This is a genomic window from Brevibacillus fortis, from assembly GCF_003013395.1.
Classification (GTDB): Bacteria; Bacillota; Bacilli; order Brevibacillales; family Brevibacillaceae; genus Brevibacillus; species Brevibacillus fortis.
Map to the genome: position 1 here is coordinate 20,338 of NZ_PXZM01000032.1, position 25,389 is coordinate 45,726.

19 protein-coding genes are annotated in these 25,389 nt (G+C 47.0%); 4 read left to right on the plus strand and 15 right to left on the minus strand.

Annotation, left to right across the window (positions count from 1 at the left end; all coding sequences use genetic code 11):
• Positions 1 to 12 precede the first annotated feature (12 nt).
• The 13 genes from desA to C7R93_RS19720 all read right to left on the minus strand — a co-directional run bounded on the left by desA (position 13) and on the right by C7R93_RS19720 (position 18,092).
• Complete coding sequence (gene desA / locus C7R93_RS19660) at positions 13 to 1,071, minus strand: Delta(5) desaturase DesA (RefSeq protein WP_106840399.1); 1,059 nt, start codon at positions 1,069 to 1,071, stop codon at positions 13 to 15.
• Between the two features lie 379 nt (positions 1,072 to 1,450).
• On the minus strand, positions 1,451 to 2,470 hold the full coding sequence (locus tag C7R93_RS19665; RefSeq protein WP_106840400.1) for an ABC transporter substrate-binding protein: 1,020 nt from the start codon (positions 2,468 to 2,470) through the stop codon (positions 1,451 to 1,453).
• A gap of 117 nt (positions 2,471 to 2,587) precedes the next feature.
• On the minus strand, positions 2,588 to 4,168 hold the full coding sequence (locus C7R93_RS19670; protein ID WP_244191589.1) for a helix-turn-helix domain-containing protein: 1,581 nt from the start codon (positions 4,166 to 4,168) through the stop codon (positions 2,588 to 2,590).
• A 121-nt stretch (positions 4,169 to 4,289) separates the two neighbouring features.
• The gene (fhuB, locus tag C7R93_RS19675) at positions 4,290 to 6,371 is read right to left on the minus strand and encodes a Fe(3+)-hydroxamate ABC transporter permease FhuB (protein WP_341866945.1); all 2,082 of its coding nucleotides are present in this window, start codon (positions 6,369 to 6,371) and stop codon (positions 4,290 to 4,292) included.
• Positions 6,371 to 7,390 (minus strand): ABC transporter substrate-binding protein, encoded by a 1,020-nt coding sequence (locus tag C7R93_RS19680; RefSeq protein ID WP_106840420.1) that lies wholly within the window; start codon positions 7,388 to 7,390, stop codon positions 6,371 to 6,373. Before C7R93_RS19680 ends, fhuB begins: the two co-directional genes overlap by 1 nt.
• A gap of 315 nt (positions 7,391 to 7,705) precedes the next feature.
• Positions 7,706 to 9,586, minus strand: coding sequence for an FtsX-like permease family protein (locus C7R93_RS19690; RefSeq protein WP_106840402.1), 1,881 nt, complete (start codon positions 9,584 to 9,586; stop codon positions 7,706 to 7,708).
• 13 nt (positions 9,587 to 9,599) lie between these two features.
• Positions 9,600 to 10,367, minus strand: coding sequence for an ABC transporter ATP-binding protein (locus C7R93_RS19695; RefSeq protein WP_106840403.1), 768 nt, complete (start codon positions 10,365 to 10,367; stop codon positions 9,600 to 9,602).
• A 176-nt stretch (positions 10,368 to 10,543) separates the two neighbouring features.
• Positions 10,544 to 11,551 (minus strand): ABC transporter substrate-binding protein, encoded by a 1,008-nt coding sequence (locus C7R93_RS19700; protein WP_106840404.1) that lies wholly within the window; start codon positions 11,549 to 11,551, stop codon positions 10,544 to 10,546.
• Between the two features lie 156 nt (positions 11,552 to 11,707).
• Positions 11,708 to 13,159 carry a polysaccharide deacetylase family protein gene (locus C7R93_RS19705; RefSeq protein ID WP_106840405.1) on the minus strand — a complete coding sequence of 484 codons (1,452 nt, stop codon included), beginning with the start codon at positions 13,157 to 13,159 and terminating at the stop codon, positions 11,708 to 11,710.
• A complete protein-coding gene (locus C7R93_RS30945) occupies positions 13,160 to 13,282 on the minus strand; it encodes a hypothetical protein (RefSeq protein WP_279629453.1) in 123 nt (40 codons plus the stop codon).
• 6 nt (positions 13,283 to 13,288) lie between these two features.
• A complete protein-coding gene (locus C7R93_RS19710; RefSeq protein ID WP_106840406.1) occupies positions 13,289 to 14,518 on the minus strand; it encodes an efflux RND transporter periplasmic adaptor subunit in 1,230 nt (409 codons plus the stop codon).
• A 20-nt stretch (positions 14,519 to 14,538) separates the two neighbouring features.
• Complete coding sequence (locus C7R93_RS19715; protein WP_106840407.1) at positions 14,539 to 17,670, minus strand: efflux RND transporter permease subunit; 3,132 nt, start codon at positions 17,668 to 17,670, stop codon at positions 14,539 to 14,541.
• A 38-nt stretch (positions 17,671 to 17,708) separates the two neighbouring features.
• Positions 17,709 to 18,092 (minus strand): MarR family winged helix-turn-helix transcriptional regulator, encoded by a 384-nt coding sequence (locus C7R93_RS19720; protein WP_106840408.1) that lies wholly within the window; start codon positions 18,090 to 18,092, stop codon positions 17,709 to 17,711.
• A 233-nt stretch (positions 18,093 to 18,325) separates the two neighbouring features.
• Between C7R93_RS19720 and C7R93_RS19725 the strand changes: the two genes are divergently transcribed.
• Positions 18,326 to 19,480 (plus strand): sensor histidine kinase, encoded by a 1,155-nt coding sequence (locus C7R93_RS19725; protein WP_106840409.1) that lies wholly within the window; start codon positions 18,326 to 18,328, stop codon positions 19,478 to 19,480.
• A gap of 35 nt (positions 19,481 to 19,515) precedes the next feature.
• A complete protein-coding gene (locus C7R93_RS19730; RefSeq protein ID WP_106840410.1) occupies positions 19,516 to 20,229 on the plus strand; it encodes a response regulator transcription factor in 714 nt (237 codons plus the stop codon).
• 31 nt (positions 20,230 to 20,260) lie between these two features.
• On the opposite strand, the gene C7R93_RS19735 is transcribed toward C7R93_RS19730, so the two are convergent.
• Both C7R93_RS19735 and C7R93_RS19740 read right to left on the minus strand, forming a co-directional pair.
• Positions 20,261 to 20,698: a GNAT family N-acetyltransferase gene (locus tag C7R93_RS19735; protein ID WP_106840411.1), complete on the minus strand. Its 438-nt coding sequence runs from the start codon at positions 20,696 to 20,698 to the stop codon at positions 20,261 to 20,263.
• Positions 20,699 to 20,764: 66 nt separating this feature from the next.
• Positions 20,765 to 22,486 (minus strand): amidohydrolase, encoded by a 1,722-nt coding sequence (locus C7R93_RS19740; protein ID WP_106840412.1) that lies wholly within the window; start codon positions 22,484 to 22,486, stop codon positions 20,765 to 20,767.
• A 274-nt stretch (positions 22,487 to 22,760) separates the two neighbouring features.
• Between C7R93_RS19740 and C7R93_RS19745 the strand changes: the two genes are divergently transcribed.
• Together C7R93_RS19745 and C7R93_RS19750 are read left to right on the plus strand one after the other, a co-directional pair.
• On the plus strand, positions 22,761 to 23,210 hold the full coding sequence (locus C7R93_RS19745; protein ID WP_167402483.1) for a MarR family winged helix-turn-helix transcriptional regulator: 450 nt from the start codon (positions 22,761 to 22,763) through the stop codon (positions 23,208 to 23,210).
• Positions 23,198 to 24,817 carry a DHA2 family efflux MFS transporter permease subunit gene (locus C7R93_RS19750; RefSeq protein ID WP_106840414.1) on the plus strand — a complete coding sequence of 540 codons (1,620 nt, stop codon included), beginning with the start codon at positions 23,198 to 23,200 and terminating at the stop codon, positions 24,815 to 24,817. The genes C7R93_RS19745 and C7R93_RS19750 overlap by 13 nt, the downstream gene beginning before the upstream one ends.
• Positions 24,818 to 25,389 lie beyond the last annotated feature (572 nt).

Genomic DNA, 25,389 nt, shown 5'->3' on the forward strand with positions numbered 1-25,389 from the left:
TTTATGGCAGGCTTATTTTCCTTCCAAACTCGGTTTGGAGCCTTGAAGTGCATCTATGATTGCTTCCGATTGAGCAGCAGCCAACCGCTTGAGTCCTTTGAAGCTCACAAAACGCTTGTTGCTCTCATCCCATAAATGAAACCGCAGGCACTGCACGCTGGACGCCAGTGTAATCGTTGTCGCCATCTGAAGTGGCGGTGTCTCGTTATGTGCTTGTTCCAGGTTGTAATTCGGTACGCGCGGGCTTAAGTGATGGACGTGGTGAAAGCCAATATTCCCTGTTAACCATTGCAAAACCTTCGGCAGCTTGTAGTAGGAGCTTCCTTCTACTGCCGCTTTCACGTAGCTCCACTCTTCATCGTTCTCAAAGTACGAATCCTCATACGTATGCTGCACATAAAACAGCCAAATCCCAAACAAGGCGGAGACGAAAAAGATCGGACCTTGAATCAACAGGAATGCTTGCCAGCCAACCGCCCAGATCAAAAGCGCATAAAGACCAGCTAGCAGCACATTCGTCAAATACGTATTCAACCGCTCTTTGCGGCGAGCTCGCTTCACATTAAAACGATACTGAAGCAAAAAGACAAAAATAGGTCCCAAACCAAACATCACGATCGGATTGCGATACAGCCGATAAGAGATTTTGCGCCAAGTAGAAGCCTCGAGATATTCATTGACAGTCATCATCCACAAATCGCCTACGCCTCGTTTGTCGAGGTTGCTGCTCGTTGCATGATGAATAGTGTGACTGTTTTTCCATTGTTCATAAGGGACGAGTGTCAGCACACCGGTAATCGTACCAACGATGTCATTCGCCAGACGATTTTTGAAAAAGGATTGGTGGCAGCAATCGTGGCAAATGATGAATGTACGGATAACAAAGCCGGCTGCGACGATGACGATAGGCAGCGTGAGCCAATAGGACACCGACAGACTGAGATAAGCACCGTACCAGAGTAGAATCAGCGGAACTAGCGTATTGATTAGCTGTCGGATACTCTTTTTCAAGTCTGCTTTTTCAAAGGGGGCAACATTCTTTTTCAATTGGGCAATGTTGGCTTGATGCATCAATTGTTTCCTCCTCGATTGATGCGCACAGGGACATGTGAATTCGCCGGACGCAATATTCTATCTTTATTGTAGGAAATAGCGTCTGGCCGCTGTAGTCATAAACGTCAAGTCAAGGACATGACAAATGTCATGGTTGAATAAATATCTGAAAATTTAAGGGGGGAAACTACAGCAAAAAGGAAGATTCCAGCGCATGAAGGATTGCTGAACTGCGCTCCTTTAATTGATTTCATTGTTTCTTAGAAATTAGTATTCCCCATTTTCCCCGTTTGGAAATCTTGAAAAGCTTCTATGATTTCTTCATGGGCAGTCTTACTTAAAACAAAAGACCCCATCCTTTCTTCGGATGAGGTCTCTCGCTTTGACGCTTTTTGATTTACTTCACATCGAGGCGCTTCACGATGTCATCGAGCAGCAAATTCGCTGCCTTGATGCCGCCTGCTTTGTTCCAGATCGTTTCGTCTACTTGGTAAACTTGGTTGGTTTTCGCCACATTCAGAGATTTGAAGACTGGGCTATCCATCCATTTTTTCGCGTTGTTCACAACGTCAGTAGATTCTTTCGAAGGCTCCGTTACCCAGTAGAACAGGATGTCCCCGTCCATAGTGGACATACCTTCTTCGCTGATCATTTCTGCAAAGTTGTCTACGTCCTGGGAAGCTGGACGTGCGAGTCCCAGCTGATTGAGCAGCACACCGCTAAAGGTATCTTTTTGATAGATCTGTACACCTTTTTTGGAGAATTTCGCTACGGATACTTTGGTAGAAGCTTTAGGACCCAGCTTTGCTTTCACAGCAGCTACACGGTCATCGAATTCTTTCAGGACTTGCTCGCCTTCCGCCTTCTTGTTCAGTGCTTCTGCATAGAGCGTGAAGTTGCTTTTCCATCTTCCGGACAGCTCTTCAGAGAATACGGTTGGAGCGATTTTGGACAGTTGATCGTAAATCTTTTCATGACGTACTTTGTTACCGATGATCAAATCCGGGCTCATGCTTACAATCGCTTCTAGATTCGGCTCGTTTTCGAAGCCCAACACTTCTACACCGACCATCTCATCCTTGATGTGAGGATACCAAGGATCTTCATCCCAGGATTGTACAGCAGCGATTGGCTTAACGCCAAGTGCAAGCAAAGCTTCAGTACCTTCATTTGTTAGAATAACCACGCGTTCTGGTGTTCCCTTGATTTGCGTGGTGCCCATTGCATGTTTCACTTCACGTACTTCTTTAGAATCGGCTGGTGCTGGAGTAGCCTCAGTCGTCGTTCCCGATGCAGCTGGCGCCTGTTGAGCTTGATTGGCATTGCCTCCGCAACCGGCAAGGACAACCAGCAAACACAGCGCGAAGAAGCTGGTCATGATGTGGCGCATGGTACGTAAACTGGTCTTACTTTTCATATCGAGAATGCCCCCACTTCTGCTTATCAACTTAGTGATAACAATTATCAATTGATAGTATATAGAGACTCCTCTTACTTTTCTATGGACGTGATTGTCTAATTGCCATGGACCAGATTACCCCTGTGCGACTTGGAGAAAATACGCTGTGCCCCTTTGAATCGTATGCTCTCTGCCAAACGGTCCCCATGGGTCCCATTCGTGATTGGCGGGATGGTACACTTTGTTTTCCCTCACCGCACGCAAATCTCTCCACAGCGGGTTGTTCCACAGTGCTGCCACATGCTCCCGTTCGCTCCAGAACACGATGATTCTCTCCGGGTTCAATTCGATCAGATCGTTGAGCGCATTTGGTTGATAGGCCGCGTGGGTCACATTCCGGTCAGGCGCAAATCCCAGCTTGTGATAAAACAAGTCAGCAAGGGCGTGTCCCTCTACGCCGTACAGGCGCACCTCATCCGCAAGCACGCGAATCATCGTCCATTCACCCGTGCGTGTAACCGGCAACAGTGCATCTCTTGCTTGTTTTTCCACTTTGTCGATGTGCTTGATGATTTTCTCTGCCTGACTCTCTTTCTGGAAGAGCGTCGCCAATTTGGTTTGGTAGTCAATCCAGTTTGGATAGCCGTCAAAGGAGACCGTTCCTTTTATTTTCTCCCAGTCTCCTGCCTCCCGATTGTGGAAAAAATTCATCCTGACAATCACATCAGGCGACAAGGTCAAAATCTCTTTCGGATCGATCAACTGCTCTGCATTCAATGCTTTTGTCCCGCGCAGCTTTTGCTGCAAATAAGAGGGAAAGCCCGTCCTCGTTTCAAAGTAGTTCGGGAAGGAGGGGGCAGCAATCGGCTGAATTCCCATCGCAAGAAAATGATCCTGCAAAAACAGCTTGCTGACCACGACTACCCGCTGGTCACTTTGCTTCATATAAATTTGCGGTGACAATCCTTCGCGTTTTTTGAAGAGTCTACTAAAATACAGCTCATCGGCATAACCTACGCTACGAGCCACATCCTTCACACTTCCTCCAGTATGGGCAAGCAGGTCCTTGGCATGCTCCATCCGCAGCTCTGTCAAATACTCCCCAGGTGTCATTCCCGTCGCACGTTTGAAAGCACGGCAATAAGAGCTTGGGGTCAACCCCGCCAGCTTCGGCAAGCTGCCCAATTCCAGTGACTCGCGGTAGTGTTTTTGCATGTAGGTGATGGTCTCCTCAATCGCTCCAATACCCTTTTCCTCTTTCTTTTTCTGTTCATCATGAACAACACCAAGCAGCTCGTAGAGCAGCGCTTGGCTCCGCAAAAAAGAAGAGTAGTCCCGCTTCTGTGTCAAATGAGAGAGCTCCTCCAATACCGTCAGAAACGAGGCAGGCGTAGAGACAGCCAAAACCTGGACTTCTTTTCTCTCGGGAACGCTCTCGTGATGATTGTGTCTCGCTTCCACATAATGCAGCCTGTATATGTGCAACGGTCCTGATTGGCACCGCAATTCTTCTAACATCGTCGTCGGGCTCAACAACAAGAGCTTTCCGGTGTCGAGCACCTGCTTTTGACCATCAACCGTAATCTCTGCGCTTCCTTCTGCCACATAGCAAAGGACATGGGTATTTACCTCCACCTGGCGCAGGTGAAAATTCTTCAATCGCTGTTTGCGAAAGGCGGTCATCAAAAAGCCAGGATAATCTTGATAAATCGTCAACAGACTCACATCCTTTTATCACCGGAAATAACAAGAAAAAGTAGACAAGCTGATTTCCGGAATCAGCCTGTTCTACTTTCATCATGTTGGAGATCTTTCTATTTGGCAAGTACCTGCCTATCTATTGTGAGGAACGAGACGAACGGAACATCAGCAAGAACAGATATGGCGCGCCTAGCAATGCCACCACGACCCCGGCCGGAATGTCTTTTGGGATCATGACGATCCTTCCCAACAAATCAGAAGCAGCCAGCAATACGGCTCCAAGCATGGCGGAGACGACAACTGCACGGCGATGATGAGGTCCAACCAGCATACGTGCCGCATGCGGAGCAAGAAGACCGATAAATCCTACGGCTCCGACACTGGCAACTGCCGCTGAAGCGAGCAGCACTGCAATGACTGCCACAGACAACCTCGTCATCCGAACCTTTAATCCCAATCCAGTCGAGCTATCATCGTTAAATGACAAGAGGTCCACCCGACGTCCTAACCACCACGCCATCGGTGCTAAAACGAGGATCGCAGGCAGCAGGCGGCCTACTTCCATCCAGCCCCGCCCATATGTACTTCCTGCCAGCCAAGTGAGTGCAGGCGCTGCCAAGATCATGGAATGTACGATCAAGATATTGATAAGAGCGGCACCTGCGGCAGAAACCGCAATCCCCACAAGCGTCAAGATGATTGGATTGAGTCCCCTTCTCCAAGAGACCGCGTACACAATCGCAGCAGAAATGATTCCCCCTGCAACGGCTCCAAGCGGCATCCAAGCTGAGAGCTCGGGAAACACGAGGAGTACGATAATCGCCCCTACACCCGCACCACTCGTTACACCGACAATCTGTGGATCAGCAAGCGGATTTCGTACTGCACTCTGCATGAGACTTCCGCTGATCGCGAGTGCCACACCTGCCAGCATCGCCGTCAACAGTCGCGGCATTCGAAGCTCAAACACCAATTGACTGTACATCTCGTTTCCTTGTCCCATGAAAATGGCGATGATCTCTGACCACGGCAGGTACAAGTTTCCGCTAGACAAGCTGAGCATCCAAACGACCACAAGCAGCACAGCAAGCGTGCACACAATCAACGGATACGAAAATTTGCGTTGTGCTCCTCCGACGCTCATCGAGCCTCCAGCCCCAGCACTCATACTGCGCGAGACACGCAAAGCCAGCCAGATCAACCATGGTCCACCAATAGCTGCCGTGATGGCTCCTGCCGGAAGTTCACCATAGTGATTGATAAACATGCGTGCAATCGTATCGGAAGCTACAAGCAGCGCTGCCCCCCAGATCGCACATAGTGGCAGCAGCCATCTATGCTGGGTGATGCCAGACAATCGCACCAGATGCGGAGCCACGAGTCCGATGAAACCAATTGGCCCGACCACACTGACACTGACGCATGTGACCAAGATCGCAATAAACATGGTGAAAAGCTGTGTCTTTGCCACCTTTTGCCCCAATGATTTCGCAGTTTCCTCATTAAAGGTAAGTACATCAAGCTGCCTAGCCATGAAAAAGCTGACCAAAAGCCCGACTACAATCCAAGGCCAACTGAATTCGACACCCGACCAGTCATTTTGTTTCAAGGAGCCTGAGCCCCAGAGGAAAATGCCATTTGTCGTTTCTTCGTTAAACAAGATGATAGCACTCGTCAAAGAGGAGTACACTAAGGTGACAATCATCCCAGACAATGCCACACGTACTGGCGTACCTTTTCGCCCACCAGACATGAAATATACAGTAACGGCTGCGAGTATTCCGCCTGCCATCGCAAATGGCAGCGGGTGATCATGCAAGAATGATGGCCAAAAAACCATCCCGAACACCACGAAGAAATAGGCACCCGCATTTACGCCGAGTGTCGTTTCTGACGCGAGCGGGTTTCGTGTCACCGTCTGCATCAATGCTCCGGCAATAGCCAATGCTGCACCAGACAAAAGCCCCATGACCGTTCTCGGAAGCCTGACACCTTGTATCATATGGTGATCTGAAATATCCTGCGGATCAATGATGGCCTGTACGACAGAACGCAGAGAAATGTCTGCCATCCCCTGTGTCAAACTAACAAATGTAAGCACTAACAGAGCGACTAGTCCACTCCCTACCATCAAGAACAATCTCCAGCCCCCTCTTTGTGAGGAGGTGGCTGGAGTGATGTCAGTTCGTGTGAACATTTTATTTTTGGCTAAACTCATTATTTTGCCAACAGATCAACAACTTTATTAGCAAGAATCTTTGCAGACATGGTACCACCATACGGCCACAAATCTCCGCCCAAGGCGTAGACGCGATTTTCTTTCACAAAAGTAAGACCGTTCCAAACCGGATTGTTCTTCAATTGATTCTCAATCACGTTATCATCATTTTGAATGATATGGAGGAAATTCGCATCCTGCAACGCTGGAAGTGCCTCCACGTCTGCCAGTGTCAATCCTGTTTGCTCAAATTTCTTTGGCTTATACTTATTTGTCAGACCGATATGAATCAAGATGCTTGCTGCTGTAGAGTTATCCGTGGACAAACGGAATTCTACTGCATTTTGACTGCTGTAGCCCATCGCGAGAACAAATGGAACTTTATCTGCGCCAGCTTTGGCCAGTTTTTCTTTTGCTTCCGCATAAGTCTTGTCGAGGTCTTTCAAAGCGGTTTCGGCCTCTGCATTTTTACCTGTGATATCCGCAATTTGCTTGAAGATCTCGATCATTCGATCATACTGTGATCCTTGACCTTCAGCAGGATTCGTATCAAAAGCAATCGTTGGAGCAATTTTGCTCATTTCGTCGTAATTCGCTTCCACATTTCGCTTAATACCGATAATCAAATCTGGCTTCAACATCATGATGGATTCCAGGTTTGGTGCAGTACGGCTCCCTACATCCACTACTTCTGGAGCAATCTCCACAGGGAGTTTCACCCATTTTTTCATATTTGGAATATCTGCAATCCCTACAGGCTGAATACCAAGAGCCAACAAATGCTCTGCTGAGCTCCATTCCAATGCAACGATGCGCTTAGGAGTGCCTTTGATCGTCGCCTCTCCCATCATGTGCTTCACTGTGCGCACTTGCTCTTCTGCTGGCTTCGCCGCGTCAGGCTGAGCTGTAGCAGCTTGGTTGGAACCAGATTGTTGAGTTGACCCTGCATTGCCGCAAGCAGCAAGTAGCAGCATCGCAGACAAAAATACTAGCATCACTGGTAATTTCATAAGACGCATGAAAAATTCCCCCTTTTTTCTAGGTGTTACTTCGAAAGATAAAGGATGGTACACGGTGGACATATCTTCCAGTAAATTATGATAATGATTATCATTATCCTTGTCAACGATGGAATGTGTAAAAACTTGTTGTTCTCCAACTTCTGTGGTCGGGAAGAAGCGCTGCCACATGTTTTCCAGTCGCCTGTATCCTCTCTTCGTTCGGGCGGTCTCCTTCCAAACATGTGACAGCACTTCCGTACAGCTATGGTTGTTCACCAGTTTCATTAGCACCATACAAAAAAACCCCCCTCAAATTGAGGAGGATTATCCCTATTACGCTTCTTTCGGTAACACAATTCCACGATACAGCTGAACCGTGATGTAATAGTAAATCGCGTAGATCACGACGAAAATCAGAGTTGGAATCCAGATGTTCAGGTACGGGTCCAAAAGGATGAACGAGAACATCTCCATACCGATCAATACGTGCATCAGACCGATGATCGCCGGGAAAATGAATACCATGAACAGCTCTTTGTAGACCGATCCTACGAGTAGTGATTGGCGTACACCGATTTTTCTCAGCATGCTGTAACGGTCTTTGTCACGAGCAGCCCCGGACAAGATTTTGAACATGAGGCAGCTCGCCATCATCGCCAGGAAGGCAATTCCGAGGAAGAAGCCCATAAACATCGTTCCACTTGTGAAAATATACATGCCCGCATACGTGTTGTATTTGGAAGACGTGTATACATCTTCTGCTTTTACATTAACGATAGACGCAACCAATTGCTTTTGGCGCTCATCCATTTCTTTTAAATCCTGCGTGTATTTTAAATAATCGTCCACTTGGGCAACGAGAACCTTGTGTTCACTTCCCGTGATCCCCTCATACGCTACCTGATCGACGATACGGACAGATTTCCCCTGCATCAACTGATAGTTGTTGGCGAGATTGGTAGAGATCGCTTCTTCCCAATCCTCTGGAACCGAATCGATATTCCCTCTTTCTTCTTTTGTCGCATTCATGATGTACACATCTTTAGGCAATGGTTCTGTCACACGTTTTGGCTTATTTTCGGCAGAGTAATTTTGAATGCTGTTTGTGGAAATCAGCATTGGATTTGCCAGCAAGTCTTCTTTCAGGTAGTAAAACGACTTGTCATCGACTTTGTATCGATACGTATTTTGCTCCAGAACGTTCATTTTTTTCAGCGCCTGATAATCCGTTTCTACCGGATCATGCAGATTCACGTCATACACATGGAACACCGTAGTAAACAAATTGACGTTTTGCTGGAACGCCAAGCCACCTGCCATCGCGCCGACACCAAGCCCGATCAGCATTGCTACCGTTCCGAGGATTTTGGTCAGGTTGTTCACCCGAAAGCGCAGCTGGGCGAAGGTGAATGCGTTCAGCTTACTATCATTCAGCTTTTTATTTTTCTTCAAAGCCTGTACAAGAACTGGCAAGAGCGAGATGAAAATCAAGTACGTCCCGATTGTGCAAGAGATAGCTCCAACGATAAAGCCGAGTGCTTGCAGGTACATAAGCAAGTGCAAGCATGTATAGCCTAGAGCCAACAGGATAACTCCAAGAATGGCTACCAGCACCGCTCCGATTCCTTTTGACTTGATTTTGTCATTTTGCTGCTCGGCACGGATGAGAGCGAGCTCAGTAGCACGAGCCAGACGAATGGCATTAATTGTGGAGGTGATCAGAAAGAGTACGAGGAAGAATCCCCATGTCATCAACATTGCTGGCAGATAAAAAGCATAGTAACCCTCTGTCGAAATCTCCAACAGATTCATGAGCAAGACACCGATGCCGCTCGCGAGCGCAATACCGACGAGGCTACCGATCACCAAGGAAACGATCCCCATCGTCAATGTTTCCAGGAACAAAATCTGGCTGATTTTTCCCTTCTTCGCCCCTAAGACCATGTACATTCCGAGCTCTTTGCGCCGCAGTGAGAGTAGGAATGAGTTGGCATAGAAGATATAGAAAATCGTGATAAACGCTAGCAGGAATGCCCCTACATTGAAAACGATTTGAATCGAAGAGATCATCGAGTTGTTTTTCGTGTAGTCAGAATTGAGAGCAAGCGTCTGGAACATGTAAAAAATCGAAATGGAGATGACCAGACCCACAAGCAGAACCAGATAGTCCTTCATCATCTTCCGCATACTGGACATAGATAGCTTCAAAAGCATGAAACGTTACCTCCTAGCGTACATCATGTGATGCACCTAGCTCAGCCAGTACATCCAGAATTTGTTTGAAAAATTGCTGACGATCTCCCGTGCGCTGAATCTCGGTGTACAGCTTGCCGTCCTGAATGAACAGGATTCGTTTGCAATAGCTCGCAGAAAAGGCGTCATGCGTAACCATCATGATGGATACTTGGTGGTTCTCGTTCAAATCTGTCATCGTTTCCAGCAAGCTTTTGGCATTCTTCGAGTCGAGGGATCCTGTCGGTTCATCCGCCAGCAAAATTGCAGGATCATGCACGAGTGCGCGTGCTGCTGCGGCGCGTTGTTTTTGTCCCCCGGAAATTTGAACCGGATATTTTTGCAAAATCTCTTCGATCCCGAGTGTTTGTGCTACTTTACTTACTTTGGTGCTGATCTCTTTGGAAGAAACACCTTGTAGAGACAGAGGCAGTGCAATGTTCTCATACACGGACAAATTCTCTAGCAGGTTGAAATCTTGAAAGATAAAGCCGAGCTTTTGCGAACGAAAATCTGCGAGCTGGTTACGTTTCATCTGTGTAATGTTCGTGCCCGCGATTTCAATAAAGCCTTCCGTTGGACGATCCAATGTGGAAATGACATTTAGTAGAGTCGTCTTCCCCGAACCAGATGGCCCCATGATTCCGACGAACTCTCCTTTGTCTATGGTCATCGATACGCCTTTTAAGGCATGCGACTGGCTTTCACCTTTTGTCCCATATATTTTTTGAACGTCTTTCACTTCTAGTACAGCAGTACTCATTTTACGTTCCTCCATTCTATCTATTGGCTAGCGTTCGTTGTTTCCGTCGTTATCAACTGTAACCAAATTCCAGAATAGGAGCTATTGATGTTCCTTACAGTTTTCTTTACATTTTGTAAGGTTTATTTCGTGAGACGAAAAAAAGCCATCCGACGAGGGATGGCTTCCGTGATAAGCTATTTTTTACTTTTGTTCTCTTCGTGTCTTTTGATCAGCATATCTACGAACATATCAATATGTGCTGTGATCGCGATTGGGTCATAACGATAGAATGTATCGTAGTCGTTGTAGAAAATCTGATTGTTTTTGGCAGCAGGGGTCGCATTCCAGACAGCGGACTCTTGTAAGGTTTTCAGGGCTTCGCTATTTTTTTCTGGGTTGTAGAAAGTCACGAACATGTAGTCTGCCGCGTATTCTGGCAAGGTTTCCATCGATAGCTGTACGGTTTGCTCTTTGGATTTGTCTGCGTGTGGCATTTTCAGCTTCAATGCATTGTACACCGTTTGACCACCGCGCCCTGCGTTGTCACCGAAGATCCACAAATCTCCTTTGTTCGTCAACTCGTAGAGTCCAACCGTTGCATTCTCATCCACGATGCCTTTCAACTTTTCACGGCCCCAGGCAGCTTTTTTGTCAAAGTCAGCGATGAACTTGTCTGCCTTTTCTTTATCCCCAACCACTTCACCGAACAATTTGACCGTATCGTAGATGTTTGTCGCCGTACCGTACGGGAAATACACGGTTGGAGCGATTTTGGACAAGGCTTCATAATTGTCATCATACATGACGACGATGAGGTCAGGAGCGAGTTCTAATGTCTTCTCCACATTGATCCGCGGGCTCCCCACGTCCTGTGCATTTTTCAATTGTTCAACGGTAAACGGGCTTTTGAAAGCTTCCGTTTCTGCACCGATTACATTTCCGCCTACTGCAATCAACTCGCCTGCGTAGTAGTCAGTCACAATACGCCGTGGCTTGTCAGGAATTTGAATGGTCCCTTTTGGCGTTTTAATGCTCCGCATTTTTTTCTCAGCAGATGCTTCTGTTGACTTGTCAGCTGGCTTGGAAGCCGAATCCGTCGCTGGTGCTGGCGTTGCCGTATTTGCTCCACCGCACGCCGTCAAAAAAAGCGAGAACACAAAAATGACAGCAAGGATAGCTTTACCTGTTTTGTTCGTAATCATGATGAGCCTCCCTTATGTACGTTTGTAAGACAGATGTAAGAATTGCTGTTATCGATATTGATAATCATTATCGTCAAAACTATAACAAAGAGTATTTTTACTGTCAATTGCCCGAGCTTTGCGAATAAAAGTAAAAAACCCTTTCTGAGAAAGGGTTTAGTTGCCAGAGCGGCTTTGCTTGATCATATCGTTCATCTTAACAAAGGTGTAGCCTTTATTTTTCAAGCTTTCCAGTACAATCGGGAGTGCCTCAATCGTGTGGATGTCATCGAGCATATGCAGCAAAATGACACTGCCATTTTTCGTCTTGCTCATAACGCCATTTACAATATCTTGAGCGCTGTTTTTCTTGTCCCAATCCAGAGTGGTGACATCGTACAATGCGATGACCTCGTATCCCGTGGCTGCAATCACTTTGGCTGTTTGATCGTCTACCACACCAGTCGGCGGACGAAACAGCATGACAGGCTGCTGTTGTATCGCTTCCGTAATGACCTGGTGTGCTTTGACCACGTCCCTCTGCAATTCTTCGGCCGTCAGCGTCGTTACGACCGGATGGTTATAGGAATGGTTTGCCACATCATGACCACCCTCCACCATCGCTCTCGCCAAATTCGGGTTATTCTCCACCCCTTTTGCCCGTAAGAAGAAGGTCGCTTTAACATCATGCTCTGCCAAAATGTCTAATAGTTTCGTTACGGTTTTGTCGCTTCCCCAGTCGTCAAAGGTTAACGCGATCTGTTTTTTATTCGTGTCGACCTGGGAGATGATCTCGTACTCGGCATTTTCGTAGCCCGGATTCAGTTTCGCCGCGTCAAAGCCTGGTATTTGTTCCAGCGGCTTGCGTTCACCGCCGTTTTTCACCATCTCACTGAGCGGGACAAACTGGTAGCCGATATCCGCTGCTGCCTTGGCGATCAATGGAATGGCAGGAATCACCTCAGGATTGATGTCTGTATTGAGTGAGATAATGCTACCTCTGGACATGTAGCGAGCTATGTAATCTCCGATGGTTTTGGCGTCTTTCTGCAAATCACGGTCCTTCGGGTTGATGTTGTAGCTGACGACCGCTTCCATCCCGAGATGGGCGGCAGCCAAACGAATGTCATCAGTTACATCGCCGGATTTGGTTCTCACATAGCGAGGCAAAATACCCGTCTCGCGTTTGATTACCTCATTACTCAACTGAATCTCGCGATAAATTTGCTCGTAGCTGAGCTTGCTCATATCCAGTTGATTCAGTGTGTTGTTTTGGATTTCATGTCCGCCGGCCAAAATGTCCTTAGCGATGTTTGGCTCCTCGGCAACCCGCATGCCCGGCAGAAAAAAGGTTGCTTTGATCTTATGAGCATCTAGCTGCACCAAAAGACTTTTCATCGTTTTATCTTCGCCCATGCCGTTAAACGTCAGAGCTACTTCCTTGCGCCCCGTGTATACATGGGACAGCGCCTTGCTTTTTTCACCCGTGTATCGGGTGATTTTCTGCTCCTTCTCTATCTTCTGGCGCTCAGTGGATTCGTCTTTGCTCGCAAACATCGAGCACCCGGAGACGAGCATGACTGTCATGAGTAGGGCAATTCCTTTGTACAGTTTGGTGGAAATAATCATTTATGACTCCTTATCAACTGTCATAGCTAAAATTATACTCTGTTTGACAATTTTGGTAGAGTAGATAATCTTCCCATTTGATAAGAAAAAGAGGCGGATCTGCTCCGCCTCTTTTTCATCCATTTCTACTTACTCCTGAATACTCACCTTGCCTCCATCGGTAAGCAGTGTCTGTCCTTTTACCACGACCTTTTCTCCATTTGCTAGGCCGGACACCACTTCAATCAACTCGCTTGTCGAGTTGCCCGTCGACACTTCCACTTGCTTGACTGTTTCCCCTTCCAGCTTGAACACGTACTGTCTGCCTTCCCGATCAAAGACTGCCTTACGAGGAATGACCAGTGACTTCGCTCCTTCTGAACCTTGTGGGAAGGTAACATTTACGACCATGTCGGACTTCAATTCATTAGAAGCATTTAGGATCGTAATTTCTACTGGATAGGCTTTGAGCTGCGAATCCATGACGGGACTAATCGCCGTTACTTTTGCATCAATCGTTTTCCCTGTAGACTGCACGTTTACTTTGACGACTGTTCCTACTTTTACTTTCGTTACATCTGCTTCGGACAAATTCGCTTTGACCACAAGTGGATTCGTTTTGACGACGGTCACAATTGGTTGCTGGCCTGCCATCTGTCCAACCGCCCCGGTCACGCTTGCGACAAATCCGTCGATCGGAGAGACGACCGTTGCATTCGCCAATTGCTCTCGCGCATTTTGCAGTCTGACCTCTGATTCCGTTACACTAGCTGCCGATACTTGCACACTTGTTTTTTGTTTCGCGCTTTGCAGCTTTTGCTTTGCATTGTCATAGGAAATCTGGGCTTTTGTGTGCGTTGAATTTACCTCTTCCATTTTCTCAGCAGCAATCGCCCCCTCTGCAAACAGCTTCTGATTACGTTGTTGATTCAGTTTTGCGTCAGCAAGCGCTCTTTCCGCTTCTGTCAAATCATTTTGTGCTTCCACCAAGCCTTGGTCAGAGGTGCTGCCTGCTTGAGTTAAGTTCGCTTTTGCCACACGGAGAGCTGCTTCTTGTTCTCTTACGCTGTTAGACAGCTCATTCGTATCGAGTGTAAACAATAATTGACCTTTTGTTACGGGCTGACCCAGCTTTACGGGTAGAGAGATAATTTTCCCGCTGGTTTTGGGTGACATTTGCACTTCCTCACTCGGTGCCAATTTTGCTGTCAGTCCGGACTCAGAGGTTACAACGCCTTGTACTACCGTTTCAACCTGTACAGGGGTAACCGTTTCTTCTGGTGGAGGAGCAGTCGTTGTTGCATCCTCCTGGCTTGCGCATCCTGTGATCAAGGTAAGGGAAAGTAGCGCCACAATCGCGATTCTTTTATTTATGATCATGAATGGTTCCTCCTCTTTTCTCATGCGTTTGTCGATTCCAAAGTGGCAATCATTTTCTTCTCCTGTTTTTGCTTACGTTTGTTGCGTCTCTTCTGCCCCATCTCGTCAAACCATACCGTCACTACAGGTACGAGTATCAGTGTAATCATGGTGGAGAAGATCAGACCATACATGACGGTAGTAGCCATAGGCGCTTGCAGCTCTAAACCAGACCCTGATGCAACAGAAAGCGGCGCAATGGCCATAATCGTCGTGAGGGTTGTCATCAAAATCGGACGCAGACGAGCAGGCCCCGCATGTAAAATCGCTTCATGTAATTCCCAACCTTTTGCAAGCAATTGATTGATCAAGTCGATTAACACAATCGCATTGTTGACGACCAGACCGATCAGCAAAATGTATCCGATCAAAACAGATACGGTAATAGGCGTGCCTGTAAACAATAGTCCCAATATGACCCCAGTAAGGCTCGGAGGAACCGAGAACATGATGATAAATGGACTGAAAAGTGATTCGAACTGAGCAGCCATGACCATGTACACAAGCACGACGGACAAAACAATCGCGAGACCGAGATTCACAAAAGAATTGCCCATATCCTCGCTCTGCCCGCCCATTTCGATGGTATATCCGTCCGGAACATTCAGCTTATTGATGATACTCGTAATTTCCGTCGCGGCCGCTTGCAGGTTATCCCCGATCAAATCGCTGGTGACTGTCACTTCACGCGTCATGTTTTTGCGCTCAATCGATGGCGGTACATCGACTTTGCTGATGGTCGCTACGGAGGTGAGGCTGATTTGAGCGCCCGTCGGCGTGGAAATACGTAGGTTCTTCAAGTAATTGATATCTTCCTTATAGTCTTCTGGCAGCTTGAGATTTATATCAATTTCATCTTCACCTGTACGATACTGGGTAACGGTTTGACCATGGAAAGAAGTTCGCACAGCAGAAAGGATTTCATTTGTTGTCAATCCGTACAAGCTCGCCTTCTCTGTATTGACCTTCACATCGAACTCCTGACTCATTTCCTGGACACTGGTAGAGACGTTCATCGTTCCCTGTACCTTGGCTACTTCCCCTTTTACAATCTCGCTCAGTTCCGTTAAGACGTCCAGATCATCTCCGCGAATTTCAATCGAGATGGCTGGTCCGCCCCCCATACCACCGGAAAGGGATAGCACCTTGATTTCTGCTCCTGCAATATGCTTGACTTGCTCTTGCAGGCCTACAGCAATTTCCTCTGTTGATCGCTTTCTCGTAGAAATCTCTCCAACTTGCAGATCGATCGTTGCTTTATGAGAAGTAGATGCACCGCTCTCTGAAGTACCGTCGCTACCCCCGATCGAGGACTTGACCAATTTCTTTTCTGGCACTTGATTGACCACTTCTTCTACCTGTTTCATCACTTTTTCTGTTTCCGTCAAAACGGTACCCTTTGGTAACTTGATTTCTACCTGGATTAATCCTTGGTCCATTTCTGGGAAAAATCCTGCTCCGAGAGATGGAACTAGCATCAATGAGCTAATCAACATGGCAAAAGCAGATCCAATCACCGTTTTTCGATGACCCAATGCCCATTTGAGTACCCTTTGATAGCCTTTTTCTACTTTATGGAACCCGATATTAAACCAGATCAGCGGATTGAAGCCTCGATAGTTTTCGTGATTCGTATGCTCCGGTATTGTTTTTAGCATGCGAGCACTCATCATCGGAACCAGCAAGAACGTGAAAACGAGCGCTGCGATGTGTGAGAAAACGACCGTCAAAGCTAACGGTGCGAACAGCTCAGCAACAAGACCTTGTGTCAGCGCAATCGGTAAGAATACGCAAATTTGTGCCAATGCGGAAGCCATCACCGCGGTTCCTACTTCTTTGGAACCGACCAATGCCGCTTCCATCATACTCTTGCCCTGTTCCCGCTGACGGAAAATGTTTTCCAGCATAACAACCGCGAAATCCACTAATGATCCCAATCCGAGCGTGAGACCTGCCAGGGAAATCAGGTTGATTGTTTGACCTGTCATATACATCAAGAGAAAGGTCGAAATGATCGATACAGGCAGGACAATGACCGCAATGAGCATAGACGACAAACTGCCCAAGAAGAAGAACAGCATGAGTACGCCAATGGCACCACCTGCCAGAGCGTGTACCACCGTGTTGTCAACAGAGCTCTGGATGTATGTCGAGGTATCGAAAACGATACGTGTTTCTACATTTGCTGGAAGCGTGCTATTAATTTTCTCCAGCTCTGCCTTTACGTCTTTCGCGATTTTGATCGTATTTCCGCCGGTTCCTTTCATCACAGCAACTGCCAAGCTCGGCTTTCCATCAACGTAGCTCAGCTCGGTCACTTCTTTGATAGTGTCTGTTACTTTGGCGATATCGCTCAATCGAATGAAGCTCCCACCGACAGAGATCGGAGTGAGTGCAATGGTGTCCACATTGGTGAATTCTCCTTGCACGCGGATACTAGTCTTTCCGTCACCTTCCCGTATCGCACCAGCTGATCCGGATACATTGCTGTTTTCTAGTGCTGACTTTATTTGATCCAATGTCAACCCATAGGCAGCTAGTTTGGCGGGGTCCACGATGATGTCGACGATTCGCTCTTGCCCACCTGTGACAGTGACAGAAGCGACACCGTTAATTCGTTCCAAGCGGGATTTAATCAAATCATCTGCGATTTTTTTCAGTTTGTTGACATCTTGATCGCCAGTTACAGCCAGGTCAATAATCGGCTGGCTTGACGGATCGTATTTCAACACCCTTGGTGAACCAGCTGAATCGGGCAAGCTCCCTCGAACCAAATCCACCTTATCTCTCATGTTAAGCGTGGCTTGATCCATGTCTGTTCCCCATTTGAAATTAAGAGTGACCATGGAGGAGCCGTTCACCGAGCTCGATGTGATCTTGTCTAGATTTGGAACCGTACCTAATGCATTTTCAATCGGTTTGGTAACCAGCTTTTCTACCTCAGCTGGAGCGGCCCCCTCAACAGACGTAACGACCACCGCGACCGGTGCATTTAATGACGGCATCAATTCTATAGCTAATCGAGGAAAGGTAACCAAACCAAAAATGAAGATGGCTACGGATATCATAATCATCGTGACCGGACGTTTAATGGACAGTTCTGATATATTCAAAATTTTCTCACCTCATTATTTATAGGAAGCGTAACGTATCAGCTCAGTATTTCTTTCTCCAAAATAAGCTCGCGCAAGGAATCAAGCGATGCAGGTATGCAAGCCCTTCCCTCTTGTAGCTCCCAATTCGCTGGTACACGCTCCGTCAATGCTGCCCACACAATTCGCCGATCCGATTTATCACGAAATCTGTGCACCAAGTTCATCTGTTCCAGCCGACTGATTAAGCCTGAGGTCGTACTATACGAAAGATTGATCGCCTTGCTGATTTCTCCCATTGTTTTCGGGCTTATTGCGATTTGTTCCAGAATGAGAACTTGTTGCCAGGTAATATCACTTGAATCCAATGCTTGCATGGAAAGCGTGGAAAACACGCTGCTCGTTTCCCGTAGAATCTTTGCTAACTGAAACAGTTCGTTCATAAATAAAAGCCTCCCTACCCATCGTCTATTTTTCGGACCCTCTCGTTCGAGGCGTTCCCTCCACAGATCACATTTTACTTATACGATTCGTCGCCGAAGTCTATCGGATAGTTAAATTGTGGATTTCGATTTTATCTATCCAGAGATAGAAGACCATACACCCGGAGATAGACGACAGTGCATGCTAAAATGAAACTATATGGGTACGTATTCCAAGAAAGGAGGTTGTCTTCTTGAACGCTTCAACTCGCTCCCGTTTTCTGCTCATTTGTTTTTTTGTATTGATCTCATTTTTTCTCATTCCAACTGCTTACATGAATGAGCCAACCATTCCATTTATCATCTCTCTGATCATCATCTTCTGCTTCCTCCTGATGTTTCTCAGGCCAAAAAACAATTGGAAACCTTTTCAAAAAGACATCGCCATTATCGTTCTTGGTACCGTGTCATTTATAAAAGTTCTATATGTAGGAGAAGAGATCGGTCTATCCTTGCCATTGGCAGCTTTTATTGGATTTCACATTCTTGAACGCCGAGCATTGTACTATGCGACTTTTTTTGGGGGATGCTCCTTTTCTTACATGTACTTTTATAAAGACTATAATTTTGAGGAGGTAATCGGCTATGTCGTGGCCTATATCGGATGGTATATCGGCGCACGCGGATTATCTCTTCAAAATCAACAAAAGGAATCGAGTCAGCAGCATCTTAAACAATTACAAGAGGCGCATGTTGAACTCCAAGAAGCTCATTCTGAACTTCAAGCGGCCTCTGTGAATACACTTCGTGCCGCTGTCCTGGAGGAGAGGACCAGAATCGCCCGCGATGTTCACGACGCCTTGGGACACAGTCTCACATCGTTAATCGTTCAATTGAATGCTTTGAAATACATGCTGCAAGGCGGACCGATTGACGCACAGGAGGCTGTACGAGACATGCTTACGGTATCCAAGCAAAGCCTCGATGATATACGCTCGTCTGTACATACATTAGCTGCAGACAAATCATCTCTGGGAATCACACCGCTGCGTATACTCTTATCACGAGCCCAACAGCATACCGACATCAAAATGCATCTGATTAGTCCCAATCCAGACATTCCTCTGTCTCAGCAGATGACGATTACGCTTTACCGGATTCTCCAAGAAGCTATTACCAATTCCATTCGACACTCAGATGCAACGGAGATTTTCATCGCGATTGAAAAAAAGCAAAACTTCCTATTCCTGTCGATTTGGGACAATGGGACTATTACGAATCATCATCAAATCAAACCGGGACATGGCTTAACAGGTATCGCAGAACATGCCCAGCAATTAAACGGAGACCTTTCCTATTCCATTCGAGAGCCCCATGGCTTTCAAATTGACATCAGCTTTCCGCTTTGATAAACGAATAGCGATAGATACGGAGGAATGCCAGCATGGTAAATAAAAACAAAAAAGAGACCATTCGTGTGGTCCTGGTCGATGACCAAACGATGATCCGTCAAGGCTTGGGGTATGTCATAAAAATGCAGAAGGATATGGAAGTAAGCGGGGAGGCTTCCAATGGAGAAGACGCCGTGAAGCTCATAGGAGAAGTGATCCCTGATGTCGTCTTAATGGATGTACAAATGCCGAACATGTCGGGAATCGAAGCGACCCGAGAAATCACTCGACTCCATCCTTCGATAAAAGTGTTAATCCTCACAACATTTGACACGTACGATTACATCGTAGATGGTATTCGCGCAGGTGCGGTCGGCTATATGCTAAAGGATTCCGATTCACAGGATATGCTGGACCTCATTCGCAGAGCCCATCAGGGAGAGGCACTGTTCTACACGGCTACAGCTGCCAAGGCTCTCGCGGAGGTGCTACAGTTTCAACAAGAAAATCATGAGTCTGCATCTCATTCTGACTCTACTCCAGACTTTGTGCTTCCCCCGCTTGTCATGTTAGATCAGTTAACCGATCGAGAGCTGGACGTACTCGAGCAGCTATCCTACGGCAAACGCAACGATCAGATTGCGCAGCACTTGCTCATCTCAGAAGGTACAGTCAAGACGCATATCCATCGGATTTTGCAGAAAATGGGCGTAGTAGATCGTACGCAGGCAGTTGCCAAGGCGATCCGGTATAAAATCGTGAAATAATGAAGGAAACGCTGATTGGAATAGACTGCAGCTATTCCATACTCCGTACTTTTTTAATCTCCACTTCCAACAACGGCAATTTTCTTCCTGGGATAACGGTAGACGCGATTTCTCCTACTCGTTTTGCTCCCCTCGACAAGTAAAACGGTTCTGCGTACGGGTCGCTGTGGATGGTGATGACTGGGATATCCAGCTCTTGTGCCATCTCTACCATATGATGCCACAGAGCCTTTCCGTAACCTTTTCCTACTGCCTCCGGTTCCATGAACAAAAAGCCTAATAGCCACTTCTCTTGCTCTGAATCCTTTTCCAGACTCATGAAGCCCTTGATGCTGCCCTCAGCCTCTAGTACGTATACCTCGTGATTCTCAATATGTGCAGGGGACAACGTCAGGTCTTCACGACAGGCCTCCATGAATTCGTCACTGTATCCCCAATAAGCTTTGGATCGATAGGCCAGCTCGCTCAGCTCTCTTGCTTCCCGCCCTCACGCACAAAAAAATGGCCATCGCAACGGACGACCATTTTTCCCTTCTTACTTTGTTTCCTTTTGACGATAGACTTCCTTCCCTTCAACCAAGGTCAGTACAACTTTTGCTTCCTTGATTTGAGTCGCCGGAATTTTAAACAAGTTTTTATCGAGCACGATGAGATCTGCCTTCTTGCCGACTTCGATCGAGCCTGTGATGTCGTCCACGTGGTTGGCATAAGCACCATCAATCGTGAAGCTGGCGATCATTTCCGCAAGGGTCGCACGCTCGTCTGGGTTGGCAATTTTGCTCTGATCGGTTACACCGTCCTCGATCCGTGTAATGCCTTGTTGAATGCCGTGCAGTGGATTGAATTCTGGCGTTACGATGTAGTCAGACGAAGAAGCTACATGAACCCCTTTATTCAGGAAGCTCTTCATCGGGTATTCTTTTTCTGCGCGTTCTTTACCTAAGTACGGTACTTCGATCTCATCGTAGTAGCCCTCTTCCTGCATAAACCAGAACGGCTGCACGATTCCGACTGCACCCAGCTTTTTGAAGCGCTCGATGTCTGTTTCGTTGACCAGCTGCAAGTGAACGAGCGAGTGGCGAGCATCATGCTTGCCATTTTGTTTTTCAGCAAACTCCATACCGTCCAGTGCGATACGGGTAGAAGCATCCCCGATGGAATGGACGTGCAATTGGAAGCCTGCCTTGTCTAATGCGGCAGCGGTTTGATTGTAGACATCTTGCTTCCAAATTAATTCTCCGTTTGTTTCCTTATGGACATACGGTTTTTCTAAATATGCTGTAGCGCCTTCTACGACACCATCCAAGAAGATTTTAACGGCGTTTACTTGGAATAACGGGTTTTGATTGCGCTCACGGATTTTTACGAATTCTGCGACCTGCTCAGGTCCTTTTTCTGGATTCGCTGTCAACGCATTGCGGAAGCGGATGGTCAGCTTGTCCTCTTTCGAGAGCTCCTCGTATGCTTCGAGTACATTCGGATAACGCAGCATATCCGGGTCGCGCACCGTAGTCACACCGCGTTCTACTGCTTTTTCTTGGTAGGCTTCAATTCCGGACTTGTATTGCTGTACGGTGTATCCGCCGATTTTTGACAGCACCAGATCCATGGCACTTTCACGCAACGTTCCAGATGGTTCTCCTGTTTTCGGATCGCGCTCGATAATGCCGCCCTCAGGATTTGGCGTGTCCTTCGTGATTCCGGCCAGCTTCAATGCTGCCGAGTTTACCCACAGAGAGTGACCGTCATCTGAGGTCAACGCGATTGGCGTTTTTGGCACGATTTTATCCAATACTTCCTTGCGTGGACCGATACCAGGCACTACCGGATTGCTCCAGCCGCGGCCTTGCAGTGTTGGTTCGTTTGGATGCTCTTTTACGAATTTCTCGATGGTCGCAACGTACTCCTCGACAGAGCCTCCGTCAAATAAATCAATGGAGTAAATGAGTCCCGTCGTTTTGCTCGCATGCGTATGACTGTCGATAAAGCCTGGCAATACCATTTGGCCTTTCAGATCGATTACTTTCGTATCCTTGCCGATGTGTGCTTTCGCATATTCATCTGCGCCGACAAAGACGATTTCGTCACCGCGGATTGCCACTGCCTCTGCCCAGCTGTTCTTTATGTCCACTGTGTAGACCGCGCCGTTGGTTAACACGACATCTGCTGGCTGTTTCGTCCCTTGAGCTGCAAAAGCCGACATCGGGCTCATCAGCGCTGTTGCGAGCAAGGCGCTGGTTAATTTTTTCCCAAACACGTTAAGATCCCACCTATCTATTTATCTAATATGAAAAGAAAGCCAAAACTGATTGTAGCACCGCAACTCTGAAAATTCCATGAAATCAGGTCGAAATTTAGTATTTTTTCCCGATTTATGACGAAATTGATCACATAATGACCAACTGAATTGGTCAAATTGGTAAAAGGTTACTTTGACTCTCCTTCATGAGTCGGTGTATACTCGTAAATGTTTTAGGGGGTAAACATTTAACTCCATATATAATTAAGTAGTGAAAACAGGAGAGGGTACCATGCCAAGCCAGGTCAATTTTGAAGAACTTTATATTCAACTCCAACGAAAAGTTTCGGCTGAGTCACACAAGCGTCTGGACCCACTCGTGTCAGGATCACAAGCCATGCTATTGCGAATTCTAGATATGAATGGTCCGCAGAAGGCATCTTCTATTGCAGAACATATGAATATTACCCCCGGGGCTGTTACGAGTCTCGCTGATAAATTGATTGCTTGTGGCTATGCCACGAGAAATCGTGACAGTACGGATCGCCGCGTCGTGCAACTGGACATCACCGATCAAGGAAAAGACATCCTGCGGCAATACAAAGCCGTGGTAAGAAGCACCATTGAACAGTTTTTTGCCGGTGTATCTGATGAAGACAAGCAACACTTGGTCCGCATCTATCGCCAGGTTCTGAAGAATATAGAGCAACAAAGAGAGGAGCATCAAGATTGCAACAGCTGACAGAGAAAAAGAAAGTGACGATCATGATCGCGATTATTACAGCCATGTTTTTCGCCGCGATCAACCAGACCATTATCGGGGTTGCCATGCCGCGTATTATCTCCAAGCTAGGTGGCATGGATTACTATTCGTGGGCGATTACGATTTATTTGCTGACCTCCACTGTCGCTTCCGTGCTGGTTGGGAAGCTCTCCGATATATATGGAAGAAAGCCTTTTATTTTGACGGGTATCGGGTTGTTTAGTATCGGGGCCTTGTTATCCGGGTTTTCCACCGATATTTTTCAACTGATTACGTATCGTGGCATTCAAGGGGCGGGTGCCGGGATCATCATGTCTACTGCCTTTACCGCCATGGGTGATCTGTATGAACCTCGCGAGCGTGCAAAATGGGGCGGAATCATGAGTGCCGTCTTCGGCGTATCCAGTGTGCTTGGTCCTCTGATGGGCGGATATATCGTCGACCATCTCGACTGGCACTGGGTGTTCTGGATCTTCTTGCCGATTGGCGTGATTGCCTTTCTTCTGATCATGATTCATTTCCCGAAGGTAGCGAAGCAAGAAGGTGAGTCTGTCGACTATTTTGGCTCGCTGTTCTTAACTCTCACCATCGTACCGATGCTGCTCGCTTTCTCATGGGCAGGAGATGGGCCAGGCAAATACGCTTGGGGTTCGTGGCAAATAATTGGTTTGTTTGCAGCCACAATCGTTTCGTTGATCGTGTTTATTATGATTGAGATGAAAGTAAAGACTCCAGTGCTTCCGCTGGGCTTGTTTAAAAACAGTATTTTTACCGTCTCCAATCTGGTCGGATTCTTCCTGAACGCCGGGATGATGGGCGCAATCATTTATGTGCCGTTCTTTGTCCAAGGGGTCAAAGGCATCTCTCCGACGATGGCCGGTTATGTCGCGATGCCGATGTCCATTGCCATGCTCACGACCTCCGCACTCGCTGGACAAATCATGACTAAGACGGGGAAATATAAAAAGATGGCGTTGAGCGGACTTTCCGTCATGGCTCTGGGCATGGTGCTGATGTATTTCATGTCCCCAGCTACACCGATTTATTTGCTCGTGATCTACATGGTCATTCTCGGTCTGGGGATCGGGATTGCGATGCCGGTCTTCTCCTTGACCGTGCAAAATGCAGTCGCACCACAGCAACTGGGTGTCGCTACGGCAACTTCGCAGCTCTTCCGCAACCTCGGTGGAACCATAGGAATTGCTGTCATGGGGACCGTCATGAGTGCCAGCATGTCTGCAAAAATGACGCAACTGTCGGGAGCGATGGGCCAAGGAAACAATCCAGCAGCAGCCGATCCCGCTCTGGCAGAGAAGCTGTCGCTCTTTACGAATCCGCAAAATTTGTTGGATCAACCTAAAATTGAAGCCACGCTGGCTAGTCTGCCACCCGATTTACAGCCGCTGTTTACTCATATGCTGGATATGATTCGGGAAGCGATGAGCTATGGGATTACGACTACGTTTTTGACTGGGGCGATTGTAGCAGGAATCGCGGTCATCATCGCGCTGTTCCTGAAGGAAATTCCTCTGCGTAGTGGGAATGATATGGGGAAAAAGCCTGGAGACGAAGCAGGAAAGGCTTAATGTGAAAAGGAAGAGGGCACTTGTCCTCTTCCTTTTTTTCACTGGCGTTCTTGCTCTAATCAGTGTTTTTGCATTGCTAAATCAGCTGCCTTCATAAAATAAGTTTTAGACTAACCTTGTTAAAAGAGTCAGAGGCAGTCCAAGACACGAAAATAAAGTCCTAGACTACCTCTATTTCATTGACCTATAATTCACGAAAACACTGTCCATGCACGAAAAGTGAAAAAGATTGGTAGTTGAAAAGTTAATAAATCCCCTACTACATTAAGTAGAGCCTCCCAAAATTGCACCAGCAATGATTGCCAAACCAACATAAGTTTTCCCCAAACAAATTACTCGACTATTTAGCTCTTCTGCCTGTTAACTTACGCTCGCTGCCAGTCTAATACTTTATTAATTGGTCTAAAACTTTATTTTCACCCAATACCTACAGCACTTTTCAGTGTGTATTTTCCAATTAACACAAGGAACGTATTATTTTCGTACCTAATCATAAAAGAAGCCATTCCTTAAAGGAATGACTTCTTCATTAATTCATTCAAAACTGAATACGCATGATTGCTAAGAGTGTG

Bases quoted from the DNA above. Each gene is read 5' to 3' on its own strand.
- C7R93_RS19680 (WP_106840420.1), bottom strand. From the start codon at position 7,390: ATGCGTCTTATGAAATTACCAGTGATGCTAGTATTTTTGTCTGCGATG.
- C7R93_RS30945 (WP_279629453.1), bottom strand. From the start codon at position 13,282: ATGGATGAAAAAGAGGCGGAGCAGATCCGCCTCTTTTTCTTATCAAAT.
- C7R93_RS19730 (WP_106840410.1), top strand. From the start codon at position 19,516: ATGGTAAATAAAAACAAAAAAGAGACCATTCGTGTGGTCCTGGTCGAT.
- C7R93_RS19665 (WP_106840400.1), bottom strand. From the start codon at position 2,470: ATGAAAAGTAAGACCAGTTTACGTACCATGCGCCACATCATGACCAGC.
- C7R93_RS19710 (WP_106840406.1), bottom strand. From the start codon at position 14,518: ATGATCATAAATAAAAGAATCGCGATTGTGGCGCTACTTTCCCTTACC.
- fhuB (WP_341866945.1), bottom strand. From the start codon at position 6,371: ATGAGTTTAGCCAAAAATAAAATGTTCACACGAACTGACATCACTCCA.
- C7R93_RS19690 (WP_106840402.1), bottom strand. From the start codon at position 9,586: ATGCTTTTGAAGCTATCTATGTCCAGTATGCGGAAGATGATGAAGGAC.
- C7R93_RS19745 (WP_167402483.1), top strand. From the start codon at position 22,761: ATGCCAAGCCAGGTCAATTTTGAAGAACTTTATATTCAACTCCAACGA.
- desA (WP_106840399.1), bottom strand. From the start codon at position 1,071: ATGCATCAAGCCAACATTGCCCAATTGAAAAAGAATGTTGCCCCCTTT.
- C7R93_RS19705 (WP_106840405.1), bottom strand. From the start codon at position 13,159: ATGATTATTTCCACCAAACTGTACAAAGGAATTGCCCTACTCATGACA.
- C7R93_RS19700 (WP_106840404.1), bottom strand. From the start codon at position 11,551: ATGATTACGAACAAAACAGGTAAAGCTATCCTTGCTGTCATTTTTGTG.
- C7R93_RS19695 (WP_106840403.1), bottom strand. From the start codon at position 10,367: ATGAGTACTGCTGTACTAGAAGTGAAAGACGTTCAAAAAATATATGGG.
- C7R93_RS19720 (WP_106840408.1), bottom strand. From the start codon at position 18,092: ATGAACGAACTGTTTCAGTTAGCAAAGATTCTACGGGAAACGAGCAGC.